28 protein-coding genes are annotated in these 26,024 nt (G+C 56.0%); 18 read left to right on the forward strand and 10 right to left on the reverse strand.

Annotated elements, in window-relative coordinates:
* The first annotated feature begins 22 nt into the window (after nucleotides 1-22).
* Complete coding sequence (locus ACR0DE_RS03155) at nucleotides 23-1,339, forward strand: lytic murein transglycosylase (RefSeq protein ID WP_170818396.1); 1,317 nt, start codon at nucleotides 23-25, stop codon at nucleotides 1,337-1,339.
* 40 nt (nucleotides 1,340-1,379) lie between these two features.
* Here the strand turns inward: ACR0DE_RS03155 and ACR0DE_RS03160 are convergent, their stop codons facing one another.
* Both ACR0DE_RS03160 and ACR0DE_RS03165 read right to left on the reverse strand, forming a co-directional pair.
* Nucleotides 1,380-2,777: an aspartate aminotransferase family protein gene (locus tag ACR0DE_RS03160; protein ID WP_170562267.1), complete on the reverse strand. Its 1,398-nt coding sequence runs from the start codon at nucleotides 2,775-2,777 to the stop codon at nucleotides 1,380-1,382.
* A gap of 75 nt (nucleotides 2,778-2,852) precedes the next feature.
* Entirely contained in the window at nucleotides 2,853-3,536 is a 684-nt protein-coding gene (locus tag ACR0DE_RS03165; RefSeq protein ID WP_170406782.1) for a GntR family transcriptional regulator, read from the reverse strand.
* Between the two features lie 140 nt (nucleotides 3,537-3,676).
* On the opposite strand from ACR0DE_RS03165, the gene ACR0DE_RS03170 reads away from it, so the two are divergent.
* The 5 genes from ACR0DE_RS03170 to ACR0DE_RS03190 all read left to right on the forward strand — a co-directional run bounded on the left by ACR0DE_RS03170 (nucleotide 3,677) and on the right by ACR0DE_RS03190 (nucleotide 8,963).
* The gene (locus tag ACR0DE_RS03170) at nucleotides 3,677-4,762 is read left to right on the forward strand and encodes a polyamine ABC transporter substrate-binding protein (protein WP_170398992.1); all 1,086 of its coding nucleotides are present in this window, start codon (nucleotides 3,677-3,679) and stop codon (nucleotides 4,760-4,762) included.
* A 70-nt stretch (nucleotides 4,763-4,832) separates the two neighbouring features.
* Nucleotides 4,833-5,960, forward strand: a complete 1,128-nt coding sequence (locus ACR0DE_RS03175; protein ID WP_170425908.1) for an ABC transporter ATP-binding protein — start codon at nucleotides 4,833-4,835, stop codon at nucleotides 5,958-5,960.
* On the forward strand, nucleotides 5,960-6,850 hold the full coding sequence (locus ACR0DE_RS03180; RefSeq protein ID WP_480751788.1) for an ABC transporter permease subunit: 891 nt from the start codon (nucleotides 5,960-5,962) through the stop codon (nucleotides 6,848-6,850). Before ACR0DE_RS03175 ends, ACR0DE_RS03180 begins: the two co-directional genes overlap by 1 nt.
* Complete coding sequence (locus tag ACR0DE_RS03185) at nucleotides 6,847-7,665, forward strand: ABC transporter permease (protein ID WP_170398984.1); 819 nt, start codon at nucleotides 6,847-6,849, stop codon at nucleotides 7,663-7,665. The genes ACR0DE_RS03180 and ACR0DE_RS03185 overlap by 4 nt, the downstream gene beginning before the upstream one ends.
* Nucleotides 7,662-8,963, forward strand: a complete 1,302-nt coding sequence (locus ACR0DE_RS03190) for an NAD(P)/FAD-dependent oxidoreductase (RefSeq protein WP_480751792.1) — start codon at nucleotides 7,662-7,664, stop codon at nucleotides 8,961-8,963. The genes ACR0DE_RS03185 and ACR0DE_RS03190 overlap by 4 nt, the downstream gene beginning before the upstream one ends.
* Here ACR0DE_RS03190 and ACR0DE_RS03195 read toward each other — a convergent pair.
* From ACR0DE_RS03195 to ACR0DE_RS03205, 3 genes are all read right to left on the reverse strand, one after another.
* The gene (locus ACR0DE_RS03195) at nucleotides 8,958-9,758 is read right to left on the reverse strand and encodes a phosphotransferase family protein (protein WP_480751795.1); all 801 of its coding nucleotides are present in this window, start codon (nucleotides 9,756-9,758) and stop codon (nucleotides 8,958-8,960) included. The genes ACR0DE_RS03190 and ACR0DE_RS03195 overlap by 6 nt on opposite strands.
* Before the next feature lie 121 nt (nucleotides 9,759-9,879).
* A complete protein-coding gene (locus ACR0DE_RS03200; RefSeq protein WP_170508939.1) occupies nucleotides 9,880-10,545 on the reverse strand; it encodes a flagellar hook capping FlgD N-terminal domain-containing protein in 666 nt (221 codons plus the stop codon).
* Nucleotides 10,546-10,548: 3 nt separating this feature from the next.
* On the reverse strand, nucleotides 10,549-11,778 hold the full coding sequence (locus ACR0DE_RS03205; RefSeq protein ID WP_480751798.1) for a flagellar hook-length control protein FliK: 1,230 nt from the start codon (nucleotides 11,776-11,778) through the stop codon (nucleotides 10,549-10,551).
* 115 nt (nucleotides 11,779-11,893) lie between these two features.
* Here ACR0DE_RS03205 and ACR0DE_RS03210 point away from each other — a divergent pair, with 115 nt between their 5' ends.
* From ACR0DE_RS03210 to ACR0DE_RS03235, 6 genes are all read left to right on the forward strand, one after another.
* Nucleotides 11,894-12,166 carry a rod-binding protein gene (locus ACR0DE_RS03210; protein WP_170425896.1) on the forward strand — a complete coding sequence of 91 codons (273 nt, stop codon included), beginning with the start codon at nucleotides 11,894-11,896 and terminating at the stop codon, nucleotides 12,164-12,166.
* Nucleotides 12,159-12,506, forward strand: a complete 348-nt coding sequence (locus ACR0DE_RS03215) for a flagellar biosynthesis protein FlgN (RefSeq protein ID WP_170425894.1) — start codon at nucleotides 12,159-12,161, stop codon at nucleotides 12,504-12,506. The genes ACR0DE_RS03210 and ACR0DE_RS03215 overlap by 8 nt, the downstream gene beginning before the upstream one ends.
* Before the next feature lie 210 nt (nucleotides 12,507-12,716).
* Nucleotides 12,717-13,934 carry a flagellin N-terminal helical domain-containing protein gene (locus ACR0DE_RS03220; protein WP_170406757.1) on the forward strand — a complete coding sequence of 406 codons (1,218 nt, stop codon included), beginning with the start codon at nucleotides 12,717-12,719 and terminating at the stop codon, nucleotides 13,932-13,934.
* Between the two features lie 77 nt (nucleotides 13,935-14,011).
* A complete protein-coding gene (flaF, locus tag ACR0DE_RS03225; RefSeq protein ID WP_170398962.1) occupies nucleotides 14,012-14,386 on the forward strand; it encodes a flagellar biosynthesis regulator FlaF in 375 nt (124 codons plus the stop codon).
* Nucleotides 14,386-14,787, forward strand: coding sequence for a flagellar biosynthesis repressor FlbT (gene flbT / locus ACR0DE_RS03230; RefSeq protein ID WP_170398959.1), 402 nt, complete (start codon nucleotides 14,386-14,388; stop codon nucleotides 14,785-14,787). Before flaF ends, flbT begins: the two co-directional genes overlap by 1 nt.
* Complete coding sequence (locus ACR0DE_RS03235; protein WP_480751806.1) at nucleotides 14,784-15,581, forward strand: DUF1217 domain-containing protein; 798 nt, start codon at nucleotides 14,784-14,786, stop codon at nucleotides 15,579-15,581. Before flbT ends, ACR0DE_RS03235 begins: the two co-directional genes overlap by 4 nt.
* 119 nt (nucleotides 15,582-15,700) lie before the next feature.
* Here the strand turns inward: ACR0DE_RS03235 and ACR0DE_RS03240 are convergent, their stop codons facing one another.
* The 3 genes from ACR0DE_RS03240 to ACR0DE_RS03250 all read right to left on the reverse strand — a co-directional run bounded on the left by ACR0DE_RS03240 (nucleotide 15,701) and on the right by ACR0DE_RS03250 (nucleotide 18,311).
* A complete protein-coding gene (locus ACR0DE_RS03240) occupies nucleotides 15,701-17,260 on the reverse strand; it encodes a DUF427 domain-containing protein (protein WP_170398954.1) in 1,560 nt (519 codons plus the stop codon).
* A 90-nt stretch (nucleotides 17,261-17,350) separates the two neighbouring features.
* Nucleotides 17,351-18,052 carry a winged helix-turn-helix domain-containing protein gene (locus tag ACR0DE_RS03245; RefSeq protein ID WP_170398951.1) on the reverse strand — a complete coding sequence of 234 codons (702 nt, stop codon included), beginning with the start codon at nucleotides 18,050-18,052 and terminating at the stop codon, nucleotides 17,351-17,353.
* Nucleotides 18,024-18,311 carry a hypothetical protein gene (locus tag ACR0DE_RS03250; RefSeq protein WP_170398948.1) on the reverse strand — a complete coding sequence of 96 codons (288 nt, stop codon included), beginning with the start codon at nucleotides 18,309-18,311 and terminating at the stop codon, nucleotides 18,024-18,026. Before ACR0DE_RS03250 ends, ACR0DE_RS03245 begins: the two co-directional genes overlap by 29 nt.
* A 175-nt stretch (nucleotides 18,312-18,486) precedes the next feature.
* Between ACR0DE_RS03250 and ACR0DE_RS03255 the strand changes: the two genes are divergently transcribed.
* From ACR0DE_RS03255 to ACR0DE_RS03270, 4 genes are all read left to right on the forward strand, one after another.
* Nucleotides 18,487-18,966, forward strand: coding sequence for a hypothetical protein (locus ACR0DE_RS03255; protein ID WP_170425883.1), 480 nt, complete (start codon nucleotides 18,487-18,489; stop codon nucleotides 18,964-18,966).
* Between the two features lie 109 nt (nucleotides 18,967-19,075).
* Entirely contained in the window at nucleotides 19,076-19,693 is a 618-nt protein-coding gene (locus ACR0DE_RS03260) for a ribonuclease HII (protein WP_480751810.1), read from the forward strand.
* 105 nt (nucleotides 19,694-19,798) lie between these two features.
* On the forward strand, nucleotides 19,799-20,902 hold the full coding sequence (locus tag ACR0DE_RS03265) for a site-specific DNA-methyltransferase (protein WP_170406740.1): 1,104 nt from the start codon (nucleotides 19,799-19,801) through the stop codon (nucleotides 20,900-20,902).
* A 133-nt stretch (nucleotides 20,903-21,035) separates the two neighbouring features.
* A complete protein-coding gene (locus ACR0DE_RS03270; protein WP_170398937.1) occupies nucleotides 21,036-22,418 on the forward strand; it encodes an adenylate/guanylate cyclase domain-containing protein in 1,383 nt (460 codons plus the stop codon).
* An 84-nt stretch (nucleotides 22,419-22,502) separates the two neighbouring features.
* On the opposite strand, the gene ACR0DE_RS03275 is transcribed toward ACR0DE_RS03270, so the two are convergent.
* Entirely contained in the window at nucleotides 22,503-23,639 is a 1,137-nt protein-coding gene (locus ACR0DE_RS03275; protein WP_480751813.1) for an alkane 1-monooxygenase, read from the reverse strand.
* 59 nt (nucleotides 23,640-23,698) lie between these two features.
* Entirely contained in the window at nucleotides 23,699-24,754 is a 1,056-nt protein-coding gene (gene mutY, locus ACR0DE_RS03280; protein ID WP_480751816.1) for an A/G-specific adenine glycosylase, read from the reverse strand.
* Between the two features lie 81 nt (nucleotides 24,755-24,835).
* Between mutY and ACR0DE_RS03285 the strand changes: the two genes are divergently transcribed.
* Both ACR0DE_RS03285 and ACR0DE_RS03290 read left to right on the forward strand, forming a co-directional pair.
* On the forward strand, nucleotides 24,836-25,342 hold the full coding sequence (locus ACR0DE_RS03285) for a DUF721 domain-containing protein (protein WP_480751819.1): 507 nt from the start codon (nucleotides 24,836-24,838) through the stop codon (nucleotides 25,340-25,342).
* A 14-nt stretch (nucleotides 25,343-25,356) separates the two neighbouring features.
* On the forward strand, nucleotides 25,357-26,022 hold the full coding sequence (locus ACR0DE_RS03290; RefSeq protein WP_170398926.1) for a DsbA family protein: 666 nt from the start codon (nucleotides 25,357-25,359) through the stop codon (nucleotides 26,020-26,022).
* The last annotated feature ends 2 nt before the right edge of the window (nucleotides 26,023-26,024 follow it).

A 26,024-nucleotide genomic window follows, 5' to 3' on the forward strand; every position in this document is an offset into this window, starting at 1 on the left:
GCAGTAATCAGGATAAAACGGAATGCGTAAGTGTGTAGGTGGCGTTATGACCGCCGCATTATGGGCATCCATCGTGCAGGCGGATACAACAGAAAATTCGATACGGCCTCTGGCCCGACCTATGGTCGACAATGTGCAACTGGCCTCGGCGGATGTGACGGTCTCGGTACGGCCCGTGCTGCGGCCTAAGGTCGAGGTGCAACGTGTATCGGCAGACGGGAATGCCCGATTTCAGGCTTGGCTGGGGGCATTTCGCAAGCGGGCGCAAGAGCAGGGCATCTCGGTCAATACGCTGGATCGGGCGTTGGCTGGGGTGACCTATGACAGTGACATCATCAAACGCGATCGCAATCAGGCGGAGTTTTCCAAACCGATCTGGGAATATCTGGATGGAGCGGTTTCAAAAACGCGGATTTCCAACGGTCGCGTTGGACTAGACAAGCACCGCGAGACTTTGACCCGGATCGAAGCCCAGTACGGCGTCGAAAAAGAGGTTGTGACCGCGATCTGGGGTCTTGAGACTTCGTTCGGCACCTACCGAGGAAGCAAGCAAACCATTCGGTCGCTGGCGACTTTGGCCTTTGATGCTCGACGAGCAAGCTTTTTTGAGGAACAGCTGATCGCCGCGTTGCAGATACTGCAGGCAGGGGATGTCGACCCTAAGAATATGGTTGGCAGTTGGGCTGGGGCGATGGGGCATACACAGTTCATGCCGACCTCGTTTCTTGATTACGCGGTTGATTTCGATGGAGATGGGCGTCGCGAGATCTGGTCCGATAATCCAACTGATGCCTTAGCATCAGCCGCTTCCTATTTGGCAAAACATGGATGGACCAAAGGCCAACCTTGGGGGGTTGAAGTGCAACTACCATCCGACTTTGACTACGCCAACGCGCGGCGAGATTTCACTCTGATGCCGTCGGAATGGGCGGCCCGAGGGGTTCTTGCTTACTCGGGCAAGGCAGTGCCCGATCACGGGCAAGCAGCAATCTTGTTACCGGCGGGTGGTCGGGGTGTCGCCCTGATGATCTTCAATAATTTCAAAGTGATCGAGGCCTACAACGGCGCCGATGCCTATGTGATCGGCATCGGGCATCTGTCCGACCGGCTTGCAGGAGGCTCTCCGTTTGAGGCCGATTGGCCGCGTGGCGATCGCGTATTGAGCTTTACTGAAAAGAAAGAACTACAGCGTCGGCTGACTCAGGCGGGCTTCGATACACAAGGGATCGATGGGCGCACCGGGCCAAATACGATTAACGCGGTGCGCGCCTTTCAGGTTGCTCAGGGGTTGATCCCGGATGGATACCCGTCGCTCGGCCTCTTGGAAAGGATGCGCTGATAATCAGGGCGACCCAATTGGGTCGCCCATGATCTAATGATCAAGACGCAGGCTTCATCAGACCTTTTTCGTTGATTTCAACCAACGCATCATCCAACGATTTTTGAATGCGCACGAACATCTCGTCGATTTCGGCCGTGGTAATGACCAACGGCGGAGAGATGACCAGGCGGTCGTCCACATGACGCATGATCAGATTGTTTTTGAAGCAATGTTCGCGGCAGATATATCCGATCGTGCCGGGATCTGATGCGAACTTGGCTCGGCTTGCCTTTTCAGGCGTCAATGCGATGGACCCCATCAAGCCCGCGATCTTTGCCTCCCCGACCAGCGCATGCTCGACCAATGCGTCCCATTTTTTTTTCATATAGGGCGCGGCCACGTTGCGCACATGATCGACGACGTTTTCTTCTTCGAGGATGCGCAGATTTTCGAGCGCAACTGCTGCGGCAACAGGGTGGCCGGAATAGGTGTAGCCATGGTTGAACTCGGTGGCGCTGATGACACGGGCGACTTCGTCGCAGACGATCGATCCGCCAATAGGTGCATAGCCTGAGCTAAGGCCCTTGGCGATTGTCATGATATGCGGTTTGATCCCGACGGTTTGCGAGCCAAACCAGTTGCCGGTTCGGCCAAACCCGCAGATCACCTCATCCGCGATCAGCAGTATATCGTACTTGTCGCAGATGCGCTGAATTTCAGGCCAATATGTGTCGGGTGCGATTATCACGCCGCCTGCGCCCTGCACAGGTTCGGCGATGAAGGCAGCGACGCGATCTTCGCCCAGTTCCTGAATGGCTTCTTCCAGCTCGCGCGCGCGGGCAAGGCCGAATTCCTCGGGGCTCATATCGCCGCCTTCCGCCCACCAGTTCGGCTGGTTGATATGGTGGACATTCGGGATTGGAATGCCGCCCTGCGCATGCATTCCTGCCATGCCACCCAACGACGCCGATCCAACAGAAGAACCGTGATAGGCATTCTTGCGGCTGATGATGATGTTCTTGTCCGGCTGACCTTTTTCGGCCCAATAGGTGCGCACTAGACGGATGTTGGTGTCGTTGGCCTCGGACCCGCTTCCGGCAAAGAAGACATGGTTCAGATCACCTGGCGCAAGCTCAGCCAGTTTTGCAGCCAGCGCAATGGCGGGCGTATGGGTCGTCTTGAAGAAAGTATTATAGTACGGCAGCTCGCGCATTTGACGTGCGGCTGCATCGGCCAGCTCGTCGCGGCCATATCCGATATTCACGCACCACAATCCGGCCATACCATCCAGAATTTCATGACCTTCGCTATCGGTCAGATAGACGCCCTTGGCACGGGTGATGACCCTGACACCTTCGTCTGCCAGCGACTCATTGGTTGAAAAAGGATGCAGATGGTGTGCTGCGTCCAGCGCCTGCAATTCGGCAGTGGGCATGTGATTGGTGATGGTGGACATCTCGGATTCTCCAGCAAGCGTCGTTGCCAGATAGAATATGATCAAATTTTATGCTGTCAATCGAATCGCTGGTTTCTAGGTGCTTGGCAAAGCATCGCCCATCATTCCCATACCCTGCTCAATGTCCTGCGCTGTTGCTAACGCGGCCTTTTCTGCATCTCGCTCACGTAGCGCGGCAATAATGTCTTTGTGTCTGTCGGGCAGGCTTTGAGTGCCGAAGCGACCGCAAACGATGCGCAACGAAGGGCCGAATCGCAGCCATAGCCGTTCGGCTAAATCAACAAGTATCGGAGCGTCCGCATGGGAATACAGAGATTGGTGAAAGGCGTGGTTCAAACGCAGGTAACCCCCTACATCTCCATCCGCGATCATATTGTCCAATCGTTGATCCAGCTGCTCAAGATAGTCGATCTCGGTTATAGATATGTTCTTTGTGGATCGCCTGGAAAGCTCTGTTTCTATTGAAATTCTTGCAAAAATCATCTGCTCGATGTCGTTGGCTGAAAGCAGCGGGACGCTCACGCGACGATTGCCCTGAAAAATGAGCGCGCCGTCGGAAATCAGACGGCGTATCGCCTCGCGCACCGGAGTCATGCCGACACCAAGCGAATCAGTCAGTCCCTGGATCGTGACCGGCTGCCCGGGCACGAGATCGCCAAACAGAATCTGGGATTTCAGTGTCCGATAGACCTGTTCGTGCGCTGGGCGTTTTTCTTCATCTACCGGAGGTGTATCTGCTTTATTTTTGATCAAATCCAAAAGGTTTGCCCCAATCCAAGTGTTTCTGTCTTGCCAGAATCTTCACCTATTCCGACCATAGGTGAAACCGTCGTGAAACGCAAAACTTGATCAAATCCAAAAAAAGGTCAAAATGGCCGCACAGTTGCAGGGAGAAAAATATGAAACTGAAAACGCTGGGGATGACAGCGATCGTCGCATTGGGGACTTCGGCCGCGTTTGCTGAAGAAGTGCGCGTCTATAACTGGTCCGACTACATTGACGAAGATCTGCTGAGCAAATTCGAAGAAGAAACAGGGCTAACCCTGATCTACGATGTGTTCGACAGCAACGAGGTTCTGGAAACAAAAATGCTGGCCGGTGGGTCAGGCTATGATGTGGTTGTGCCTTCAGGCACGTTCCTACAACGCCAGATCCAGGCCGGCGCATTCCAGGAACTGGATGCCGCCAAGCTGTCGAATGCAGGCAACCTATGGGATGTGATCCAGGAACGAACTGCAGGGTATGACCCCAACAACGCCTACTCGATCAACTATATGTGGGGCACGACAGGTATCGGGTTGAATGTCGGCAAGGTCAAAGAAGTGCTGGGCGACGATGTTGCGCTTAACAGCATGGATCTGGTGCTCAAGCCCGAGAACATGGAAAAGCTGGCCTCGTGTGGGGTGCATTTCCTGGACGCACCGTCTGAGATCATTCCGATGGTGCTGCAGTATATCGGCGAAGACCCTGACAGCCACGACACAGACGTAATTGGGAAAACCGAAGAGATTCTGACCAGTGTGCGCCCGTATGTTCAGAAATTCCATAGTTCGGAATACATCAATGCGCTCGCCAATGGTGATATCTGCGTTGCTGTCGGCTGGTCGGGCGACATCTTGCAGGCACGCGACCGTGCGGCGGAAGCGGATAACGGCGTGGAAATTGAATACCATCCCTTTGCGGAAGGCTCGCTGATGTGGTTTGACCAGATGGCTATTCCGGTCGACGCACCAAACCCCGAAGGCGCGCACCAGTTCCTGAACTTTATCCTGGATGCCAACAACATGGCTGCGGCGTCGAACTATGTGTACTACGCCAACGGCAACAAGGCCTCGCAGGAGTTTCTTGAAGAGGACGTGATCGGTGATCCGGCGATCTATCCGGATGATGCGACCATGCAGAACCTCTACATCACCACACCTTATCCGGCAAAGACCCAGCGAGTGGTGACACGTCTCTGGACCAAAGTGAAATCAGGCACCTGATCTGATCATAGCGCAAGGCGGGCCCACTGCCTTGCGCCATTTTTATCCTGACCGATAAACGGGGGCCGCCTTGAATTCTGAAGTCTTTGCGCCGTGGGATGACCCGCAGGCGAAACCCTTGATCCAGTTCCAGAACGTCACCAAGCGTTTTGGCGCATTCACCGCAATCGACAATCTTTCACTGGATATCTACGAGCGTGAGTTCTTTGCGCTGCTCGGCCCGTCGGGCTGCGGCAAGACCACGATGATGCGGATGCTGGCCGGATTCGAAACCCCTACCGATGGTCACATCCTTCTGGGTGGACAGGATATCGACCCGATCCCGCCCAACAAACGGGCGGTAAACATGATGTTTCAGTCGTATGCGCTGTTTCCTCATCTCAGCATCTGGGACAACATCGCCTTTGGCCTGCGCCGGGACAACATGCCCAAACGTGATCTGGAAGAGCGGGTCGATGAGATGCTGCGCCTAACCCGGCTGGAACAGTTCGCACGCCGCAAGCCGCACCAGATCTCGGGTGGTCAACGCCAACGCGTTGCGCTGGCCCGGTCATTGGCCAAAGCACCAAAACTGCTATTGCTCGACGAACCTTTGGGCGCTTTGGATAAGAAACTCCGTCAGGATACTCAGTTCGAGTTGATGGACATTCAGGAAAAAACCGGCACGACCTTTGTCATCGTGACGCACGATCAGGAAGAGGCGATGACCGTTGCCAGCCGAGTGGCCGTGATGGATCAGGGCAAACTGATGCAAGTGGCAACTCCAGATCGCATCTATGAGACGCCAAACTCGGTTTATGTTGCTGATTTCATTGGGGATGTGAATATCATTGAGGGACGCGCTACCGCAGCAGGCGACGAAAGCTATCAGATCGAGTGGGCAGAAGGGCAACCCCCGTTAGCGGCGTCTTCCGCGACCCAACTGTCCAATGGTCAGAGCTGTCATCTGGCGATCCGGCCTGAAAAGGTCGCGATCTCTGCCGAGCGCCCGGTCGATGCGATCAACGCCATTCAAGGCAAGGTGCATGACATCGCCTATCTGGGCAACTTGTCGACCTATCATGTCGAACTGCCAAACGGCACGATTATCAAAGCGCAAACAGCGAATACCCGCCGCATCTCGCGCCGCTCGTTCACCTGGGAAGACCCGGTTTGGCTGTCCTGGACAGCGACTGCCGCAGTTCTGCTGGAAAACTGATGCGCCGCGCTTTTCTTATTGCTGTCCCGTATGTCTGGCTGCTGGCGCTGTTCATGGTGCCGTTCTTCATCGTCCTGAAGATATCGCTTTCAGACACCGCACTTGCCATTCCACCCTATACTCCGACGCTGGACCTGTCCGAAGGTTGGGCGGGTATCAAGGATTTCTTCAGCCAGCTTGATCTGGAAAACTTTGTCTGGCTGACCGAGGATGATCTGTACTGGAAGGCCTATCTGTCCAGCTTAAAGATCGCGCTGATCTCAACGGTGTTGACGCTGATTGTCGGGTATCCGATCGCCTATGCGATGGCGCGCGCGCCTGAAGAGTGGCGGCCGACATTCATGATGCTGGTTATCCTGCCGTTCTGGACCTCGTTCCTGATCCGTGTCTACGCATGGATGGGGATTCTCAGCAACGAAGGCTATCTGAACCAGTTGCTGCTGTGGACGGGCATCATCTCGACCCCGTTGACCATTCTGAACACGAATACCGCAGTCTATATCGGTATCGTCTACACCTATTTGCCGTTTATGATCCTGCCGATCTATTCGTCTCTTGAACGGATGGACGGTTCGCTGATCGAAGCCGCAGAAGACCTTGGGTGTTCGCGTATGCAGGCTTTCTGGTTGATCACGATCCCGCTGTCCCGCCCGGGTATCATCGCGGGCTGCTTCCTAGTGATGATCCCGGTGATTGGCGAGTTCGTGATCCCGTCGCTTCTGGGTGGATCGGGGACTTTGATGATCGGCAAGGTGTTGTGGGAAGAGTTCTTTTCGAACCGCGATTGGCCCGTCGCCAGCGCGGTGGCCGTGGTTCTGTTGCTCATCCTCGTGATCCCGATTGTGCTGTTCCAGCGCAACCAGCAAAAGCAGACGGAGGCAGAACAATGAACAGGCTGAGCTGGTTCAACACTGTCTCACTGACGCTGGGATTTGCCTTTCTGTATATCCCGATGATCATCCTGATCATCTTCAGCTTCAACGAAAGCAAGCTTGTCACCGTTTGGGCCGGTTTTTCGACCAAATGGTACGGCGAGTTGATGCAGAACGAAGCCTTTCTTGATGCAGCCTGGGTCACGCTGCGCGTTGCCGTATTCTCATCAACGCTGGCCACGATTCTGGGCACCGCAGCGGCCTATGTTCTGGTACGCGGTGGGCGGTTCTTTGGGCGAACACTGTTTTCCGGGATGATCTATGCCCCGCTCGTGATGCCCGAAGTGATCACGGGTCTGTCGCTGCTGTTGTTGTTCATTGGCATCGGATTGGACCGGGGGATCTTGACCATCGTTCTGGCGCACACGACGTTTTCGATGTGTTTTGTCTCGGTCGTCGTATCCTCGCGTCTTGTGACCTTTGATCGGTCGTTGGAAGAGGCCGCACTGGACCTGGGCTGCTCTCCTGCGCAGGCGTTTCGCTTGGTCACCCTGCCGATCATCGCTCCGGCGGTGATTTCAGGATGGCTGCTGGCTTTCACCCTGTCGCTGGATGACCTAGTGATTGCTTCGTTTACATCCGGGCCTTCTGCCACCACCTTGCCGATCAAGATTTTCTCGGCTGTGCGTTTGGGCGTCAGTCCCGAGATCAATGCGCTGTCAACATTAATGATCGCGGTTGTCACGGTGGGCGTTATTACCGCGTCCCTGGTGACCAAGCGGGCGATGGTTAGGCAGAAACAGGATGAGTTGGCCGCGGCAAGCGCTGAATGAGGCGTATATTTCCTGATTATGCCTACGGCCCCGCGCCACGCGCGGGGTGTTGGTGGGATGAGACGATCGCGACCCCTGCTTGGCCAAAGCTCGAAGACGATATCAGCGTTGATGTCGCCGTCATCGGGGGCGGGTTTACCGGCTTGTCCGCCGCATTGCATCTGTCCGAGGCAGGGGTTTCGGTCGCTGTGTTCGAGGCGGAAACACCGGGCTGGGGGGCGTCCGGTCGAAACGGGGGCTTTTGTTGTCTGGGCGGGTCAAAGCTCAGCAAGGCTGGTCTGACCCGTCGCTATGGTCAGGTGGCAACGCAGGCCTATTACCAAGCGGAAGAAGACGCCGTTTCACTGGTTGCTGACCTTCTGCGTGATAACCAAATCGACGCCGAAACGCATTCCAAGGGTGAAACTCAACTGGCCCATTCACGGCGCGCGATGGAACGATTGCGCCGGTCGGCCGATCCGGCCGGACAATTACATGAGATTGACGATCTGCAGGGCCTCGGGCTGGGTGGGGCGTTTTTCGGTGGCTATACAACGCCAATTGGCTTTGCCCTGAACCCCCGAAAGTATCTGTTCGGTTTGGCTGGCGCCGCCCAGGCAAAGGGCGCAACTCTGTTCCAGAACAGCCCGATCACGCAGATCAAACAGGCCGCCTCGGGATTCGTGCTGACCTCGCCTGCGGGTCACGTTCGTGCTTCGAAGGTTCTGGTGTGCACAAATGGCTACTCAAGCGAGGATCTGCCGCCCTGGTTGGCCGCGCGTTATATGCCTGCACAGTCAACGGTTATTGTGACGCGGCCTCTGACTGATGTCGAGCTGCAGGCGCAAGGCTGGACGTCGGATCAGATGGCCTATGACACGCGTAATTTGCTGCACTATTTCCGATTGATGCCCAATCGACGATTTCTGTTTGGGACACGAGGGGGGCTGCTTTCATCCCCTGGGGCTGAGACGCGCATTCGGCAAAAAGCTTTCAGGGATTTCAAGGGGCTATTCCCCGCCTGGAACAGTGTCGATGTCACACATACGTGGTCCGGCTTGGTTTGCCTTGCCCGCAACCTCGTGCCCTTTGTTGGACCGGTTCCTGAGCATCCGGGGATGTATGCAGGGTTTGCTTACCACGGCAATGGTGTGGCGATGGGAACCTATTGCGGACGTGCTTTGGCGCGACTGGTGCTGGGGCAATCCGCAGACATTCCGTCCCCTATTGCGGGTGCGCCGGGGCGGTTTCCTTTTGGCCGTTGGCGTCGCGCTGTCATGCCGCCAGCCTATGCGTATCTGGGTCTGGCGGACCTATAAGGCCTCAACTTCCAACTCATACCCAATGGCATAATCAGCCGCACCGTTTTCGGCCCGCCAAAGACAATAAGCGGCCATGCGCCAGGCAAACCAAGGCCTCAATGACAGATAGCGTTCGGTGATATCGGGTTGGTCGTAGGCCTTAAGAAACAGCGTCTCTTCGGCCTCGGACAAGGGCGCGCCACGATAGAGTTGCTGCATCGCAGGTGAAAGGAATATCGCCAAGTCTTCACATGGGTCACCGAAGGCCGGGCATTGCCAATCGATCAGCGTCAGCCCATTTTTCGATTGCAGGATGTTTCCCGCGACCGGATCGCCATGGATCAAGCACCGCGCGGATAATGGCGGTACTTGGGCCTGAGGTTTTTTTGCAAGCAACGATCGCCGCTCTTCCGCGTGGCAATCAGCCAGAATTTGACACGCGTGCTGTTCCAGATCTTCGCTGCCATTGCAGCCGTTAGGGAGGTCCAGATTGACCGGAATTTGGTGCAACCTTCCGAGCAGATGGGCCACGCCCGAAACATCGTCCTGCCAAGGGACGCCCGGTGCGTGGTCATAGTAGACCCAGCTATCGTCTCCAAAGGAACCCGTGGCACGTAAATTGGGCACGAAGCCAAAGCTGTTGAGCGTGCGCAGACATTCTGACTCAAGCCGGGCATCGTTGCGAAACAAGGGGTTCTGAAACCCGGTGCTGTATAACTTCAGAACGGCATCACTATTGCCGGACAAAACCTTCCAGACATGATTGGTCCGCCCACCGTACAACACCTCGAAGGTCACGTCGTGGCGGATCAAACCTTGGGTGCTGAGCTGGGCAACAAGACCCGGGGGAGGTTGGTGATGATCAGACAGGAGAGATACCGGTTTAGGGGGCGAGTCGCGATGCACCAAGCTTTGGCCCGCCTTGCCTTCTAGATCAAGCACCCGTGCGGATTTGCGTGACCATTTCGGCGGACACCTCTGCACCGCTCTCCAGTTTCAGGATGATGCCACCTTCACTGACCTGTGCCTCTACCACCCGACCGAAGGCAGATGCGGGCGTGCTGGTTAGTAACTCACCTCTTTTGAAGCTCTCCAATGTGGCTGAGTAACTGCCAGCGGGAAAGGGATCACCGGCACTGCTGACCCCGGCCCACTCGAATTCGGCCTTATCAGTAGGCACAGGGATGCGATCGACAATGGTGCCCTGGTCATTGCGGATGACCAACTCGGCCCGGTCGGCAGTGGGTTCGGCCTGAGCAAAAATCGGAACAGGCTGATCTACAAAGCGAAACGGTGCATCGGTTTTGACATTCATCCCAACCCACCCGGTGAGCTGATTAAGATCGACTGCCCCCATTGTCAGCGCGAGGCCAGACAGAAGCTCATTGGCTTTGACTTGTTGTTCGACCATCGAGAACTGCGCCAGCTGAGAGGCATATTCGGAGGAATCCAGAGGTTCAAGCGGATCCTGATTGCGCGCCTGCACGGTCAGCATGCGCAGAAAGGTCTCGAAATCTGACGTCAGTGCCGAGCGTTCCGAATTGTTGTTTGCGCCGGGATTTGCACCCGTTGCGGTCACTGAATTGGTCGCTGAAATCATCAATTAAAGCCTCATATCAAGGCCCCTTTCAGGGCCAGCCGAAAGTGTGGGTGCCTTATGGTCCGCGTCGCGAACCATTTCGACCGTTTCTGAGGAAGGGTCAGGCTCTGATGGGTCACCATGCCGGGACGAGTCCCCGGACATGCTAAGATCAAGCGACAGATCCCCATAACCCAGCTTTTCGAACTCAGCCGACAGGATCGCAATGTGTCGCCGCATCAGGTCCAGTGTTTCGGGCCGTTCGGCCGCGATCGATAGATGAAACCCGTCTTCTCGACCGTTGAGCGTGATTGATACGCGCCCAAGCTCTTCGGGGTTCAGGGCTATTTCAACGCCACCGGTATTTGGTCGGGTCGAAATCGAAGCGGCCAGTTGCCCCGCAATCGTGCGTGCCGTTTCCGCGCGGGCTGCGGCGACGGGCATCGCTTGCGTCGTGTCGCGTATCGTGTGGCCCACCGCAGTATCTTTGACGGCAAAAAGGTCATCAACTTCCGCGCTGATCGCCGTTTCAGCAATAGCATCGCCCGGAGCCCGGTTGAGATTCCAAGCTGTTGTCTGCGGTTTCAAGGCGGCAGAAATGACAGTTTGCTGGGTTATTCGAGCCTCTACAGGCTCAACTGCGCGTGCGACGAGTGGCACCTCTGTTTCAGGACTTGGCGGTTCTAGTTTCGAAAAAGTATCCCCAACAAAGCTAGCATTTAGCGCGTGTGAGGCCGGCATTTGGTGTAGATATCCATTTCCGCTAACATCATGGATCGGAACTTGGGTTGGCGCTCGAAGCACGTTTGCGTCAGGCCTTGGGACAGCCGCTTCGGGCGAGCCTGTATTTTGTCTTAGCGTTGAATTTTCAGGGGCCAACTGCGAAATTTGCTGTACCGGGCTGGGCGGAGCGGCAACATGGTTCGTCTCACCGACGGCAAAATCCGCTTGGTGTTTCGGCGCATTTGCGACCTCTTGCGCAGCCACCTGCAGTTGGGCGCGCTCTAGTTCGTCGGGTTTGATTGTCTCAGTTGAATCTGCCGTAGAAACAGATGGAATTTCTGATTGTTCGGGTGGCAGGTTTGAATCAGCCACAAACGGATCAACATCCTTCAATTCATTTTGTTCGACATCCTCATTAAGCACTTCCTCAAAGGCAAACCCACCTTTGGTATCACGCTCTTTACCCTGAGATGCCCCCGGTTTGTCACCCGTGGCAGATGCAGGCGACATGATCGTCAGCGGGTTGGTCATTTTTCGCTCCGGGGTTTCTTTGATCTGGCCGGCACTGTGCCCACAGGAAGTTACGTTTATTTTAACCGCTTTCCCCTTTGATCGAGAAAGTTCATAGCAATTTTCGGAGAATCCGATGACGATTACATCTACCAGTGCGACCATGCACTCCGCCCAGATTCCACAGAAGCTGAAAGCCGCCTCTGTTGAGCTGGAGGCCGCTTTTCTGGCTGAAATGCTCAAGTCAGCAGGACTCGGCCAAGCACGAAGTTCCTTTGGCGGTGGTGCAGGCGAAGATCAGTTTGCTTCGTTTCTGGTGCAACAGCAGGCACAGCAAATGGCAAAGGCGGGTGGAATCGGCCTTTCGGAAATTTTGTTCAATGCAATGATGGAGAAGTCCGATGAATAAAGATCCGATTCATGCACTGGAAGACCTTTTGGATCTGGAGCGCACAGCGCTGGTCCAGGGGGATTTGACCGATCTGGATCGATTGGTGCCTGAAAAAGAGAACTTGATCGGTGCAATAAATGATCTGCAGGTGTTGGAAAGCGATGATCTGATCCGGATCCAGAAGAAGGTCGTGCGCAACCAAGCCCTTTTGAACAGTGCGGCCGAGGGTATTCGGGCTGTGGCGGACCGAATGGCGGAACTGAAACAGGTCCGGCAGGAGTTCAGCACTTATGACGCCTCGGGGCAGCGTAGTGGGTTTGCCTTGCGATCGCGGGCAAAGCTGGAAAAACGGGCATAGCATCAGGTTTGATTCAAATCCGAGATTTCGGATTTGCCCGTCTTAGCACTCCGTTAGGAGATCGGGGGCAAATGTGGCGATGCACCTGAAACAACGGGTGGCGCGAAGGCCACAAGGCACGACGCACAGGTCAGAACGACAGAATGCCTGCCGGTTTGGTGGGTCCAACATGGGCGTCAAACGCGCCCGAACGCTAAGAGGATGACAAATATGTCAAGCATTCTGACGAACAATGGCGCAATGGTTGCGCTGCAAACTCTCAAATCGGTCAACAAGAACCTCGCGCAGACGCAAAACGCGATCTCGACCGGCAAGGATGTGGCTACAGCCAAGGATAACTCGGCTGTCTGGGCCATCTCAAAGGTGATGGAATCAGACGTCAACGGCTTCAATGCGATCAAGGACAGCCTGGCCTTGGGTGAATCCACTGTCGCAGTTGCACGAAACGCCTCAGAAACTGTGACGGATCTGCTGAACCAGATGAAAGGCAAGATCGTTGCGGCACAAGAAGACAACGTTGATCGTGCTAAGATCAACACCGATGTGGCCGCGCTCAGGGATCAGATCGAATCGGTTGTCGGCGCTGCCCAGTTCAATGGCCTCAATCTGGTGAACGGTGGGGCTGGCGCAAGCATTCTGTCCTCTTTGGATCGAGACAATGCAGGCAACGTGACAGCGTCTTCCATTAGTGTATCGGCGCAAAACCTGTCGACAGGTGGTTACACTGCTGCCGACGTGTTCACTGGAACTGACGGGGTCACTGCGGATACGGCCGACGCATTCGGATTTTCGTTGGATGGAAACGGCGGAAGCGATGATGATGGAAGCATCGTGATCGCTGATCCGGGCACATTGTCCGCTGGTGATACTTTCACGGTCCGACTGGGCGACGATGTCGCGTCTTATACAGTCCGGGCTGAGGATATCGCCGCAGGCAACGCGCCCGAAGAGATCATCGCTGCGGGGCTAAAAGCTGCCATCGAAGCTTCGGATGCCAATGTTTCGGTCGTCTATGATCCGGGTACGAATGCTGCGCAACTCGATATCACCAACGAAGGGTCGGATTCGCTGCAGATCAGCGGTCAATATGCCAATGCGAACTCTGGCGGTCTAGGCGCTCTGGCCTCGATTGATGTGTCGACTTCTGCCGGCGCATCCGCAGCGCTTGGCGCGATCGAAGGCCTCATCGATACTGCGATTGATGCCTCGGCGGCTTTTGGTTCGGCGCAGGGTCGGATCGAGACCCAGAAAGAGTTCATCTCGAACCTGTCTGACTCGTTCAAATCCGGTATCGGCTCGTTGGTTGACGCTGACATGGAAGAAACCTCGGCGCGACTGCAAGCGTTGCAGGTCCAGCAACAGCTGGCAACCCAATCGCTATCGATCGCGAACCAGGCGCCACAGTCCATCCTGTCGCTGTTCCGCTAACTTTGGAACTGATCCGGGGCACGCACGCTGTGCCCCGGACTTAATCGCCCGCTGAAGGACAATTGGAAGGATTTCAAGTGACACCGCAAACGCTTGCTCACCGCGCTTATGCGCAATCTGCTGCACCGACGCGAACACCTCGGGATACAGAGTATGAGGCGATTTCCAGGATTACACATCGGTTGAAGGCTGCTTCCACGCGGAAAGCGGCTGATTTCGGAGGGTTCGTTCAAGCCTTGCACGAAAATCGCCGGCTGTGGACTGTGCTGGCAACCGATGTGGCGGATGCGGATAACGGGCTGCCGAGCAATCTGCGGGCGCGGATTTTCTATTTGGCTGAGTTTACCGAACAACACAGCAGCCAGGTGCTGGCGAACAAGGCGACCGTTGAGCCGCTGCTTGAGATCAACATGGCCGTGTTGCGCGGGCTACGTCAAATGAGGGGCAACTGATGGGGGGTCTGGTCCTGAAACTTGCCCCAAAGGAACGGGTTCTGATCAATGGTGTTGTAATCGAAAACGGGGATCGACGCAGTCGGTTTTCGATCATGACACCTCAGGCAAATGTCCTGCGCCTGCGCGATGCCATTCACCCGGAAGAGGTCAACACGCCGGTACGCCGTGTCTGCTATGCCGCGCAGTTGGTTCTGTCAGGCGATACCGAACCTGAGCAGGCGCGCCAGCAACTTCTGCGGCGCGTGGAAGAGCTGAGCCAGGTTTTCACGGATGCCGACAGTCGCCGGGTCCTTGCCAACGCAACTGAAGCATTGGTGGCAGAGCAATACTATAAGTGTTTAAAGGCCTTGCGTTCACTGTTGCCGCGCGAAGAACGTCTGATGGCGTATCAGCAGTGACCTTCCAGCCGGTCATACCTTCAGGTGGTCTGGTTGGCTGGCGCTTTTTGCAGCGTACCTATGATGCGCAGCTTCAAAGCTATTCTGCCTCGGGGATCAATGAACGGGACTCAAGGTATTTTCTAGACAATATCGGCAAGGTCCAGACGGCCGAGGATCTGGTTTCGGACCGACGGTTGTTGCAGGTGGCATTGGGTGCGTTTGGCTTGGAAAGTGATCTCGACAATCGGTATTTTGTCCAAAAAATCTTGTCCGATGGAACGCAGGCTGACGATGCGCTTGCGAACAGGCTGGCCGACGGCAGGTACCGTGATTTTGCCAATGCCTTTGGACTTGGTCCCGGCGATGTGCGCAAGACCGGATTGGTGGACGCCATGGAAAAGATCGCTGACGACAACTTGATTGCGCGATTTGAAATCTCGGTTGGCGAAGCAGATGAATCGATGCGTATCGCGTTGTACACCCAGCATGCATTGCGCGATCTGGCTGGCCAGGGTGGCAGTGAGGACAGAAGGTGGTTTGATCTGATGGGGCTGCCTCCCTTGCGCAATATGATGGAAACGGCATTGCGGCTGCCTGCAGCATTTGCGCAACTGGATATCGACAAGCAGCTTGAGGTTTTCAAAGATCGATTGCAGCGTATTACGGGTTCATCCGATCTGGCGCAGTTCACTGAAAGTGAGGCAATCGAAAAGCTGACCGACACGTATCTGGCCCGCAATCAGATCAATCAAATCCAACAGACGATCTCACCTGCGCAGACGGCTCTGATCCTGCTGGGCGGTGGTTTTTGAAACATTGATGTCAACTAGACACGGTGTGTACGGTATCTCGTGCAAGGCCATAGGTTGACCGATCCGAGATAGTGGGTGGCACAATTTGAGGTTCAACTCTTGCGAAGTGAACTGCCAAATCAGGCATCGGCTGAGGTTTGCAGGGCAAATGATTTGATCGGTTGCGAGACGTTGTGCAGCTTGATCGCCCCTAAAGGGATCGCCTGTTTGCAAACAGGTTCGATATCTTGCGAGACAACAATTCTATGTCCGACGGTTTTGCCATATTCGCCCAATCTGGCAGCGACATTGGCGGCCTGACCGATCACGGTAAAGTCCAACCGTTCGCGCGAGCCCACATTGCCATAGGTGACGCGGCCATAGGCGACACCAATCGAGCAGTCGAAATCATGATCACTTCCGTCACTGCGCAATTCACCCAGTTTTTCGACGATCTCTGTTGCCGAAAGCTGCGCGCTGGATCGGGCTTTGGCGGCATCGTCACCCGCCGGGAAGACGGCAAGAACAGCGTCGCCGATGAACTTCAGAACTTCTCCGTCATGGTCGTGCACGATCCCTGAAACTGTCTCAAAAAACGCATTCAGTAGCTCGATATAGTCATCACGCCCCAGTTTTTCTTCCAATGCGGTTGAATTTCGAAGATCGCAAAACATGATCGCCGCATCTATGTCATCGCCATCACCGCGGCGAATCTCGCCCCCCAGAACGCGCGCACCGCTGCGCTTGCCTACATAGGTTTCCAGCAGAACCTGCGCGTTTTCGCGCTGCATGAAGACCTCGTAGAACCGCGCGATGACAGTAGAGCATTCAAAAACCAGACCCAGGTTCTCGGTCGTGAACCCATCGGGATGATCGCAAGTCAGGGTCAGGACATTCGTCCGCCCATCCGAGAAAGGCAGTGGCATGGCAACGTAATCGGTGGCCCCTTTTGCGCGCAGGTCTTCGATGATCGGAAAGCTGTTATGCGGATTGTCGTTGTTCAGGCGCTGGCGGACACCACCCAACCCGTTTGAAACGTGACGCAGAGGGCTATTGGTAAAGGCAGGGTGATCATGAATTTCATAGGTCGGAGTGTGGGTCGAAATCTCAGCCGAGTCTTTCTCCCAGATATAGTGTTTGCCTGCGATCAGCGGATGCAGCGACCAGACCAGAATGCTTAGGCGTTGAATAGCGATGCCATGTTCCAGCATTTTCTCGGCCAGCGTTTTTGTAAAGGCATCAGGAGTGTTAATTTCGGACGCACCGCGCATCAGCCAATCGATCAGGGGGCCGCTGATATTGCCATCGTCGGGTTGACGCAGTTGGTTGTCGCCGAGGTCGATCCGCGTCGCGGTATCCGGCATGAATCCAATATGGCCCTGAATGGCCGCGCTTTCAGGGAAGGCGTCTTCATAAGCCCAAATCGAGTTCGTAAGGCGCTCTTCCGGTAGGCTAATGTCGTGATAGGTTGCGGTACCCTTGAAGGGGCAGAACGTCTGCAATTCGGTCTCAGGGCTGAGCTCGACGCACAGGTCTTCGCGCGGAACATAGATCGCGGGAGGTAGCCGCGTTTCGTACATCACTTTGGCGTTGTGGCTTTCGGCCAGCAGTATATCACCACGGTAGATCGCGATCCGTCCCTGCAGCGGCTCAACTGATATCCCATAGCCTTTGACATTCGGTGTGGCATGGACGTTCATCTGCAACCTCCCTTGGCCAAGCCCTTATATCATGGGTCTTGAGGGCGAGAATTCCAAGATGCGCACGTAGATTTTACTGCAATGGCATCCTCAGACCATTTGAATAACGTCTTTCTCAATCGATAGCATATAGCCCTTCTTGGCGATGTTCTTCACCAGCAGCTCACTGACCATCTGATTTCCCAAAGCGTCGCGCAGGCGTTTGATCCGGGTTGCCCCGGCGGCCTCATCGCAATCTGCAGCGTTTCTGCCCGAGATCATCGCTTCAATCTGGGCACCCGACAGGACCTCGTCATCCAAGCGGGATTCAGCCAGAACCGAAAGCGTTTCCATCGCGGCGGGGGTCAACTTAAAATCCATGTTGTTGAGATAAACGGTATTCTCTTCACGGCTGATCAGCAGGGATGTTACCTGGATCCCCGTCCGCTCAATCTGGGCCATGCGGCGGTTCAGCAGAACCAGCATGACCAGAAAAACAAGCGCGGTGATCAGCATGGCGCTGGCAAAGACCAACAGCACGAAGATGACCATTCGATAGCTGGATAGCGTATCGGCAAAGGCGGTGCCCGATTGCGCCAGAATCTCGAGCAGACGGATTTCCGATTGCGAGGTCAGGTCAGCCTCGACAAACAGCCGTTCAACCCGCGCGTTGAAGGCATTTGCGTCCGGTAGCGTCCAGAACAGGAAAACCGCTGCAGTCACCAGGATCGCGACGATTGCCGCAATCCCCAGACCAACCAGCCGAACCCCCGAACGACGCGCCTCAGTAACGGAGATAGTATTTTCCGGCATTGGCCTTCCTTTGATCCAATCCACCCGCCTCGAAAACGGTCATCACGTTCAGCAGGGTCCAGCCGTTTGATTTCAGCCGCTTGGCGACTTCTTTCCGGGCCGAGCCTTTATCGCAGCTTGAGACCTGCATGACGCCATAGTGCAGGCGTAAGGGATTGTCCTGCTTGGCCTTGTAGTCGGCATAGCAATCTGCCGCGATGGCTTGCGACCCAACCGATATCAGGGCCGTCAGAGCCAGAGAAGAGAGGATCTGTTTCATGGGCTGCATCCTGCGCATGGGTTGGGTGGATATTCAATAACCTCAGGGGGTTTGTGGTGCTGATATTGAATAACAGTATGCCGTTATTGCTTGTCTGAACGGGGTGGTCGCAGTGTCAGGTTATCAATTCCGCGGTCGGTAACCGGCCTGCCCATTATCCGAAAGGACACGCATCATGCACCGGAAATTTATCGCTCTGATCATAGCAACCGCCGTCGCCATCACGGGGATCTCGGCGTCGCAGGCACGGGCGGCAGATACCCGAGATATTCTCGGCGGATTGGCTGCGATCGCGCTCATAGGTGCTGCGGTCAACCACTATCATCAGGAGAAAAAGCGCGACGAAGAGGCAGAGCGCCGCAAGCGTCACAAGCAGGCTGAAGCCAAGGCGAAGAAGGCCAAGAAAAAACATGCTGTACGCCCGTTGCCAAAGCGCGTGGCCCGTTATGACCTACCACAGCGTTGCCTGCGCACGTTCAATGCCTATTCGAACAAGCGTCCGCTGCTTGGGCCGAATTGCCTGAAGAAGTACTATAAACATGCCGATAGCCTGCCACACCAATGCAAGGTTGGTTTCTGGAATGGTAAAAAGGTAAAACGGGCATACGAACCCGCCTGCCTGCGCCAGAAAGGATACCGTGTCGTTTACCAGTAACAGGTTTCGAGCAGGAGTGGCGCCATAGAAGCGCCGCGCGGGAGAGGGTGGCGCAAGCTGCCCTCTCTTTTTTCTTGCGAAGCGCTACGAAACGCGATTTGCCAAGGGTATGACGACACCTGATTATGAACTCGAACGGGCTTTGCTGGCACGCGGATATACCCGAATTGCCGGGGTGGATGAGGTTGGGCGCGGTCCGCTGGCCGGCCCGGTTGTAGCCGCAGCGGTTATTTTGAACCCGGATGACATTCCCGCTGGGTTGAACGATTCAAAAAAACTGACGGCCAAGCGTCGCGGCGGTTTGGATGAGATATTGCGCGACCGGGCAGAGGTCGCGGTGGCCGAAGCCACGGTTGCAGAGATCGATGAGCATAACATCCTGCGCGCCTCGCATCTGGCGATGGTACGCGCGGTAGCTGCGCTGGACCCGGCTCCGGATTTCTTGCTGATTGATGGCAACATGATCCCGCGCGGTATGAAATTACCCTCGCAGGCGGTGGTGAAGGGCGACGCACGGTCGGTGTCGATTTCGGCAGCGTCGATCATTGCAAAAATCTGGCGTGATCGGCTGATGGTGGATTTGGCGCAACAGCATCCCGGCTATGGGTGGGAGGCGAATGCCGGATATCCGACAAAACAGCACCGCGAGGCGTTGCAAAATCTTGGCGTGACCCCACACCATAGACGTTCGTTCAAACCGGTCCACAATATCTTGTATCAAGAGTAAATCGTAAGTCGCTGATTCAAAAAAGAAATTGACGGCGAATCATCTTTGACTCATCCTTGTCTCAACCAAATGAGCGCAAAAGCGCCGTGGAACTGAGGCAGTGATATGACCACAATCAAGACAAAGGGCGCAGCCGCGCTCCCTTTAAACACGATTCTATCCGGTGACTGCATCGAGGCGATGAACAGTCTGCCCGAGGCGTCGATTGACCTGATTTTTGCGGACCCCCCGTATAATTTACAGTTGAAAGGTCAATTGCACAGGCCCGATAATTCTCAGGTCGATGCGGTCGATGATCACTGGGATCAGTTCAGCAGCTTTGGGGCTTATGACCAGTTCACGCGGGAATGGTTGAAGGCTGCGCATCGTCTGCTGAAGCCCAATGGTGCGATCTGGGTGATTGGGTCTTATCACAACATTTTCCGCGTGGGTTCCGCCCTGCAGGATGCGGGTTATTGGATTCTGAACGACGTTGTGTGGCGTAAATCCAACCCGATGCCAAACTTCCGTGGCAAGCGGTTTACCAATGCGCATGAAACAATGATCTGGGCGTCCAAGCGCGAAGGGGCCAAATACACGTTTAACTACGAAGCACTGAAAGCGCTGAACGAAGGTGTGCAGATGCGCAGCGATTGGGTACTGCCGATCTGCACCGGGCATGAACGGCTCAAGGACGAAAACGGCGACAAGGCGCATCCGACGCAGAAACCGGAATCACTGCTGCATCGCGTGTTGATTGGTTCGACCAATCCCGGTGACGTGGTGCTGGATCCGTTCTTTGGCACGGGCACCACAGGTGCTGTAGCGAAAATGCTGGGGCGTGAGTTCATTGGGATTGAGCGCGAAGAAAGTTATCGCAAGGTGGCTGAAAAGCGTATCTCAAAGGTCCGTAAGTTTGACCGCGAAGCGTTGGAAGTCAGCGCTAGCAAGCGCGCTGAGCCGCGCGTGCCCTTCGGCCAATTGGTCGAACGCGGTATGCTGCGCCCGGGTGAGGAACTGTATTCGATGAACCAACGCCATAAAGCCAAGGTCCGCGCCGACGGGACTCTGGTAGGGCAGAACGTCAAAGGTTCGATCCATCAGGTTGGCGCGCATCTGGAAAATGCACCGTCTTGTAACGGCTGGACCTATTGGTGCTTCAAACGCGATGGCAAAACCGTGCCCATCGACGTGTTGCGTCAGCAGATCAGGGCCGAATTGCATAACTGAATACCGCCGGTGCCTGTGGCCTGACACAAGGCACTACGCCTTGCCCCGCCGTTACCGGCGGGGTCTTTTGTTTTTGCCTGTGAGATGATTGCATAGGGCAGCCCCTGACAGCCCTTTTTGGGAGATAAAGGCAATGACCGAGACCACCGCCAGTCAATCCCGCCTTAGCCGGTTCTTTGTTACGCAACCGGACAACTTCGATCTGGACAACAAATATACCGAGGCGGCACTGGAACGACACAAGCGAGAGGGGCTTGAACTGGCTGTTCGTGCACGCTGGATCGCGATGGCGTTGACCGGGCTTTTGCTGATCTATCTGAATCCCCAGTGGGAGGTCCTATGGTACCATTTCATCCTGCTTCTGATCTGCGCCAATGGTTGGCTGATCCAACGCGCGGGTCGTGTGGGGCAATCCCGGACCGAGTTGCTTTTGATCTTCGTCGATCTGCTGATCATGACGCTGGGGATGATTGTGCCTAACCCGTTCAGCGACGATGTGCGACCACTGGCGATGCAGTATCGGTTCGACAATTTTCAGTATTTCTTCATTATCCTGGCAGCAGGGACGCTTGCCTATTCCTGGCGCACTGTCATTGCGATCGGTTCGTGGACGGCGATGATGTGGACGGCTGGATGGGTGATCGCTTGGTGGGTCGCCACCCCGATCCCTGGGATTAGCGAGCGTGTGGCCGAGGCTTTGTCAGGCTACCCGGATGTGGCTGAGTTCATGGATCCCAACAGTTTCATGCCAACCCTACGCATCCAGCAGGTGATCGTTTTTGTCATGGTCGCAGTGACGCTTGGGGTGTCGATGCGCCGCCTCAATCGCTTGCTGATGTCCAATGCTGGGCTTGAACGTGAACGCGCGAATCTGTCTCGATACTTTTCGCCGAATGTGGTGGATGAGCTGAGCCAGAACGACGAACCTCTGAAGCAGGTCCGCAAAGAGGATATCGCGGTTCTATTTATCGACATTGTTGGCTTCACCAAGTTCTCGGCTGGCCGTGATCCATATGAGGTTATTGAAGTTTTGCGTGGTTTCCACGCCCGAATGGAGACCGAGGTGTTTCGCCATCACGGAACACTCGACAAATACTTGGGCGATGGGCTGATGGCCACGTTTGGAACCCCCGTACCCGGAGAGCTGGATGCAAGCAATGCGCTGGCATGCGCGCGGTCCATGGTCGAGATGATCGACCGTTGGAATTTGGAGCGCAAGCGCGCGGGTGAGCCAGAGATTCGGATCGGGGTCGGGGTTCATTATGGCTCGGTCGTACTGGGGGATATCGGTGCAAACCGGCTGGAATTTGCAGTGATCGGCGATGCGGTGAATGTTGCTGCGAAGCTAGAGGCCCTGACGCGCGATTTTCAAGCGCGCATCATTGTCAGCGATGCATTGCGGTCTCAGGCTCTAAGCGAGACGCCAAATGCGCAAGACATGATGACCGGGTTTGCACAGCACTCGGACCAGCCTGTTCGCGGTGTTACAGCCCCGATGGATGTCTGGGTGCTGTAGCAACCAGGGCTCCCGCCTGTCAGCACCGGATCAAAGATGTGATCCTTCCCGTTGGGCCGGGCAGCGCGCTGGTGCGCGATGCAGTCAGGTGCGAGGGGCAGGGTTGCGCGCTTTGTTGTAAGGCTTCCAGTTGGTGATTTCGGGATAGTATTGACGCCGCCAAGCGCGGACCCTCGGATTCATGATACGCCGCCACAAGGGCGGGATCATCGCGGCAAGGGTCATGACCGGATATCCATGAGGCAGTTGCGGCGCTGCGTCCTGCGTATGGTGTTGAAGCAATGGGAAGCGGCGGTTGGGCTTGTAGTGGTGATCCGAGTGGCGTTGCAGATTGATCAACAGCCAGTTTGAGGCCTTTTGTGACGCGTTCCAGGAATGGCGCGGGTGCACATGCTCATATTTGCCATCGCCCAGATATTTGCGCGTCAGCCCGTAGTGCTCGACATAGTTAACAAGTTCAAGCTGCCAGATCGCGGTGCCGGCCTGTACCAAAAACAGGCCTAGCCCTGCCCATCCGCCGATCAGAAATGCTAGCAGCAGCATGGCTCCTTGCAGGCTCCAATAGCGCCAGAACGGGTTTGCCGGGTCGGTCCACGGGCGGTCTTTGCGGGCCAGTTTTTCCCGCTCGGCGCGAAAGGCTGAGATGAGGCTTTGGCGCAGAACGCGCGGATAGAACCGGTGGAAACCTTCGTTGTAGCGAGCGGTTACCGGATCACGCGGAGTTCCGACGTAGCGGTGGTGAACCAGCAGGTGCTCGGACCGGAAATGGGAATAAAGGACCATCGACAACAGGAAATCGCCCAGCCAGCGTTCCAGTTTGCCTTTCTGATGCATCAGCTCGTGGCTGTAGTTGATCCCGATCGTTCCGGAAAGGACGCCCATGCCGAGGAACACGCCGATTTTTTCGACCGAGCTCATATCTACGGCTCGGGTAGTGTACCAGATCAGCCCATAGAGCGTGAGGAATTGCACAGGTGCCCAGGCTTTGGTCAGCCAGATATACCATTGCAGCCCCGCATCTGGCGTGTCCGGGTCGGCGTTTTCAAGGTTTAGGCCGGTCAGCCGGTCAAGCACCGCAAAGACCCACCATGTCGAAAGCGGTACAAGCAGGACCCACCATCCGCCTGCCGTAGTGGTCATCCAGATCAGTGGGATCAGGAGATATGAGACCCAAAAGGGAAGGGCGGATTGCCAGCGAGACAGGGTGTCAGATGCGATCATGTTGAGGCTCCGAAACGTTGGCGGCACCGTAGACCGCGCACTGGGCTTTGCCCAGCAGTCTATTGGCCGCGCCAGAGGTCAAAAGCCTTGCGCATAACCGCGGGCAGGTCGCTGGGCCTGAATTGGTGTTTGTCCATGACTGTCAGACCGTTCGGATCGCAACCGTCTGGCAATTCGGTTGTCCAAATACGCAGGATCAGGTGAAAGTGGGTGAAGGTGTGTCTCACTTCACCGGGGATTTCGTGCCATCGCGCCGGGAACGGAGGGCTTTCCAGCGGTGTTTCGGACCAGTCCGAGCCAGGCCAGCCCAACATTCCGCCCAGCAGACCCTTGTCGGGGCGGCGTTCCAACAGCAGAGCACCATCGCCGCGTTGGGCGATGTAGATGTGGCCCAGCCGGGTGGGTTTGGGCTTCTTGGGCGTTTTTTGCGGCAGTTCCACCTGCGTCCCCGCCTTCCGCGCCAGACAGGCCGCATGCAGGGGGCAAATGCCGCAGGTCGGAGATTTTGGAGTACAGATCGTTGCACCCAAATCCATGACAGCCTGCGCGTAATCTCCGGGTCGGTGCTGCGGGGTCAATGCCGCGGCTTTTTTCTTTAACAGGGGTTTTGAGGCGGGCAGGGGTTCGTGAATATCATAGAGCCTTGCCATGACCCGTTCGACATTGCCGTCCAGGACAGTTTCGGGCCGATCAAATGCGATGGCTGCTATGGCCGCCGCCGTATAGGGGCCAACGCCCGGCAGTTCCAGTAGTGCATCGTAATTGTCGGGAAACTGCCCGTTATGCGCGGACGCAACCACCCGCGCGCATTTCAGAAGGTTGCGGGCGCGGGCGTAGTAGCCCAGGCCAGCCCATTCCCCCATGACCTGATCATCTTGCGCATTGGCAAGGGCTTCGACGGTTGGCCAGCGCGTGGTGAAACGAACAAAATAGTCGCGAACAGCGGCAACGGTCGTTTGTTGCAGCATCACTTCGGATAGCCAGACGCGGTAGGGGTCTGGTGCTACGCCAGCGGTACGCGCTGCCGGGCCGATACGCCAAGGCATTTCACGTGCGTGGCGGTCGTACCAATCCAGCAGCGTATTGCTCAGGTCAGATTCGGTGCAGTCACGCAAGTTTTATGTAACTCTCTGTCGGGTTTCGCTGGCGTCCGGGTATCAGCCTATTACAATAGCGACGCAGGAGTTGGAAACCAGATGCAACGCAGACGTTCCTCGACCCGCGGGTTCAAGCGCACCGCCACTTTGCTGAACGACCGGATCAGGCAGGCCGGGGAAAGCCGGGGATTTGCCGTCTCGCGCCTTTTGACCCATTGGGCCGAGATTGTGGGCCAGGACATCGCGTCGATCGCCCGGCCGGTGAATGTGGGATACGCCAAGGGTGGCTTTGGCGCGACACTGACGGTGCTGACAACCGGGCCGCAGGCGCCAATGCTGGAGATGCAGAAAGAACAGCTGCGCGACAAAGTGAATGCGGTCTATGGTTACAACGCGATCAATCGAGTGCGTATCACCCAGACCGCGCCTTCCGGATTTGCTGAGGGGCAGGCGAGTTTCGATCACAAACCGAAACAGACGAAACCGGTTGTTTCACCAGAAATCGCAGCTGAGGCCGACAATGTGTCGCGCGCGGTTGATGATGAAGATTTGCGCGCGGCCCTTGAACGTTTGGGCCGCAACGTTTTATCCAGACAGAAACGCTAAGAAAGGGCTGATGAATGAGCCGGATTGCAACCGTAATATGTGCGGCTGTCGCCGTGGCCGCTGGCGGCTATTGGCTGACAACGTCGAGTAACACGATCCCTTCGAACCCGCTTGTTGGTGCTGCTGAGGCGCAAGAGGCGGATTTGGACACCTCGACCATCGTCGAGATGGTGCAGGGGGCCGAAGACGCGCCAGTCGAGATCATCGAATATGCATCGTACACCTGCCCGCATTGCGCGAATTTCCATCAGGGCGCGTACAAGCAGCTCAAAAAGGACTTCATCGATACCGGCAAGGTAAAGTTCACTTACCGTGAGGTGTATTTCGACCGCTATGGCCTGTGGGCCTCGATGGTCGCGCGCTGTGCAGGACCTGAAAAGTTCTTTGGCATCACCGACCTGCTGTATGAAGGCCAGTCGGAATGGACTCGGGCCGGAGGTCCTGCCGAGATCGTTGATGAACTGCGCAAGATCGGGCGTCTCGCTGGCATAGACAATGATCAGCTTGAGGCTTGCCTGCAGGACGGTACCCGCGCGCAGACACTGGTGGCCTGGTATCAGGAAAATGCCGAACGCGATGGAATTCAGGCGACGCCTACTTTCGTCGTGAATGGGAAGAAGGTTGAAAATCAGCCTTATGACGACTTCAAGACGCTGATCGAAGCCGAGCTTGGCAGCTAAAT

The organism is Ruegeria sp. C10, from assembly GCF_056537805.1.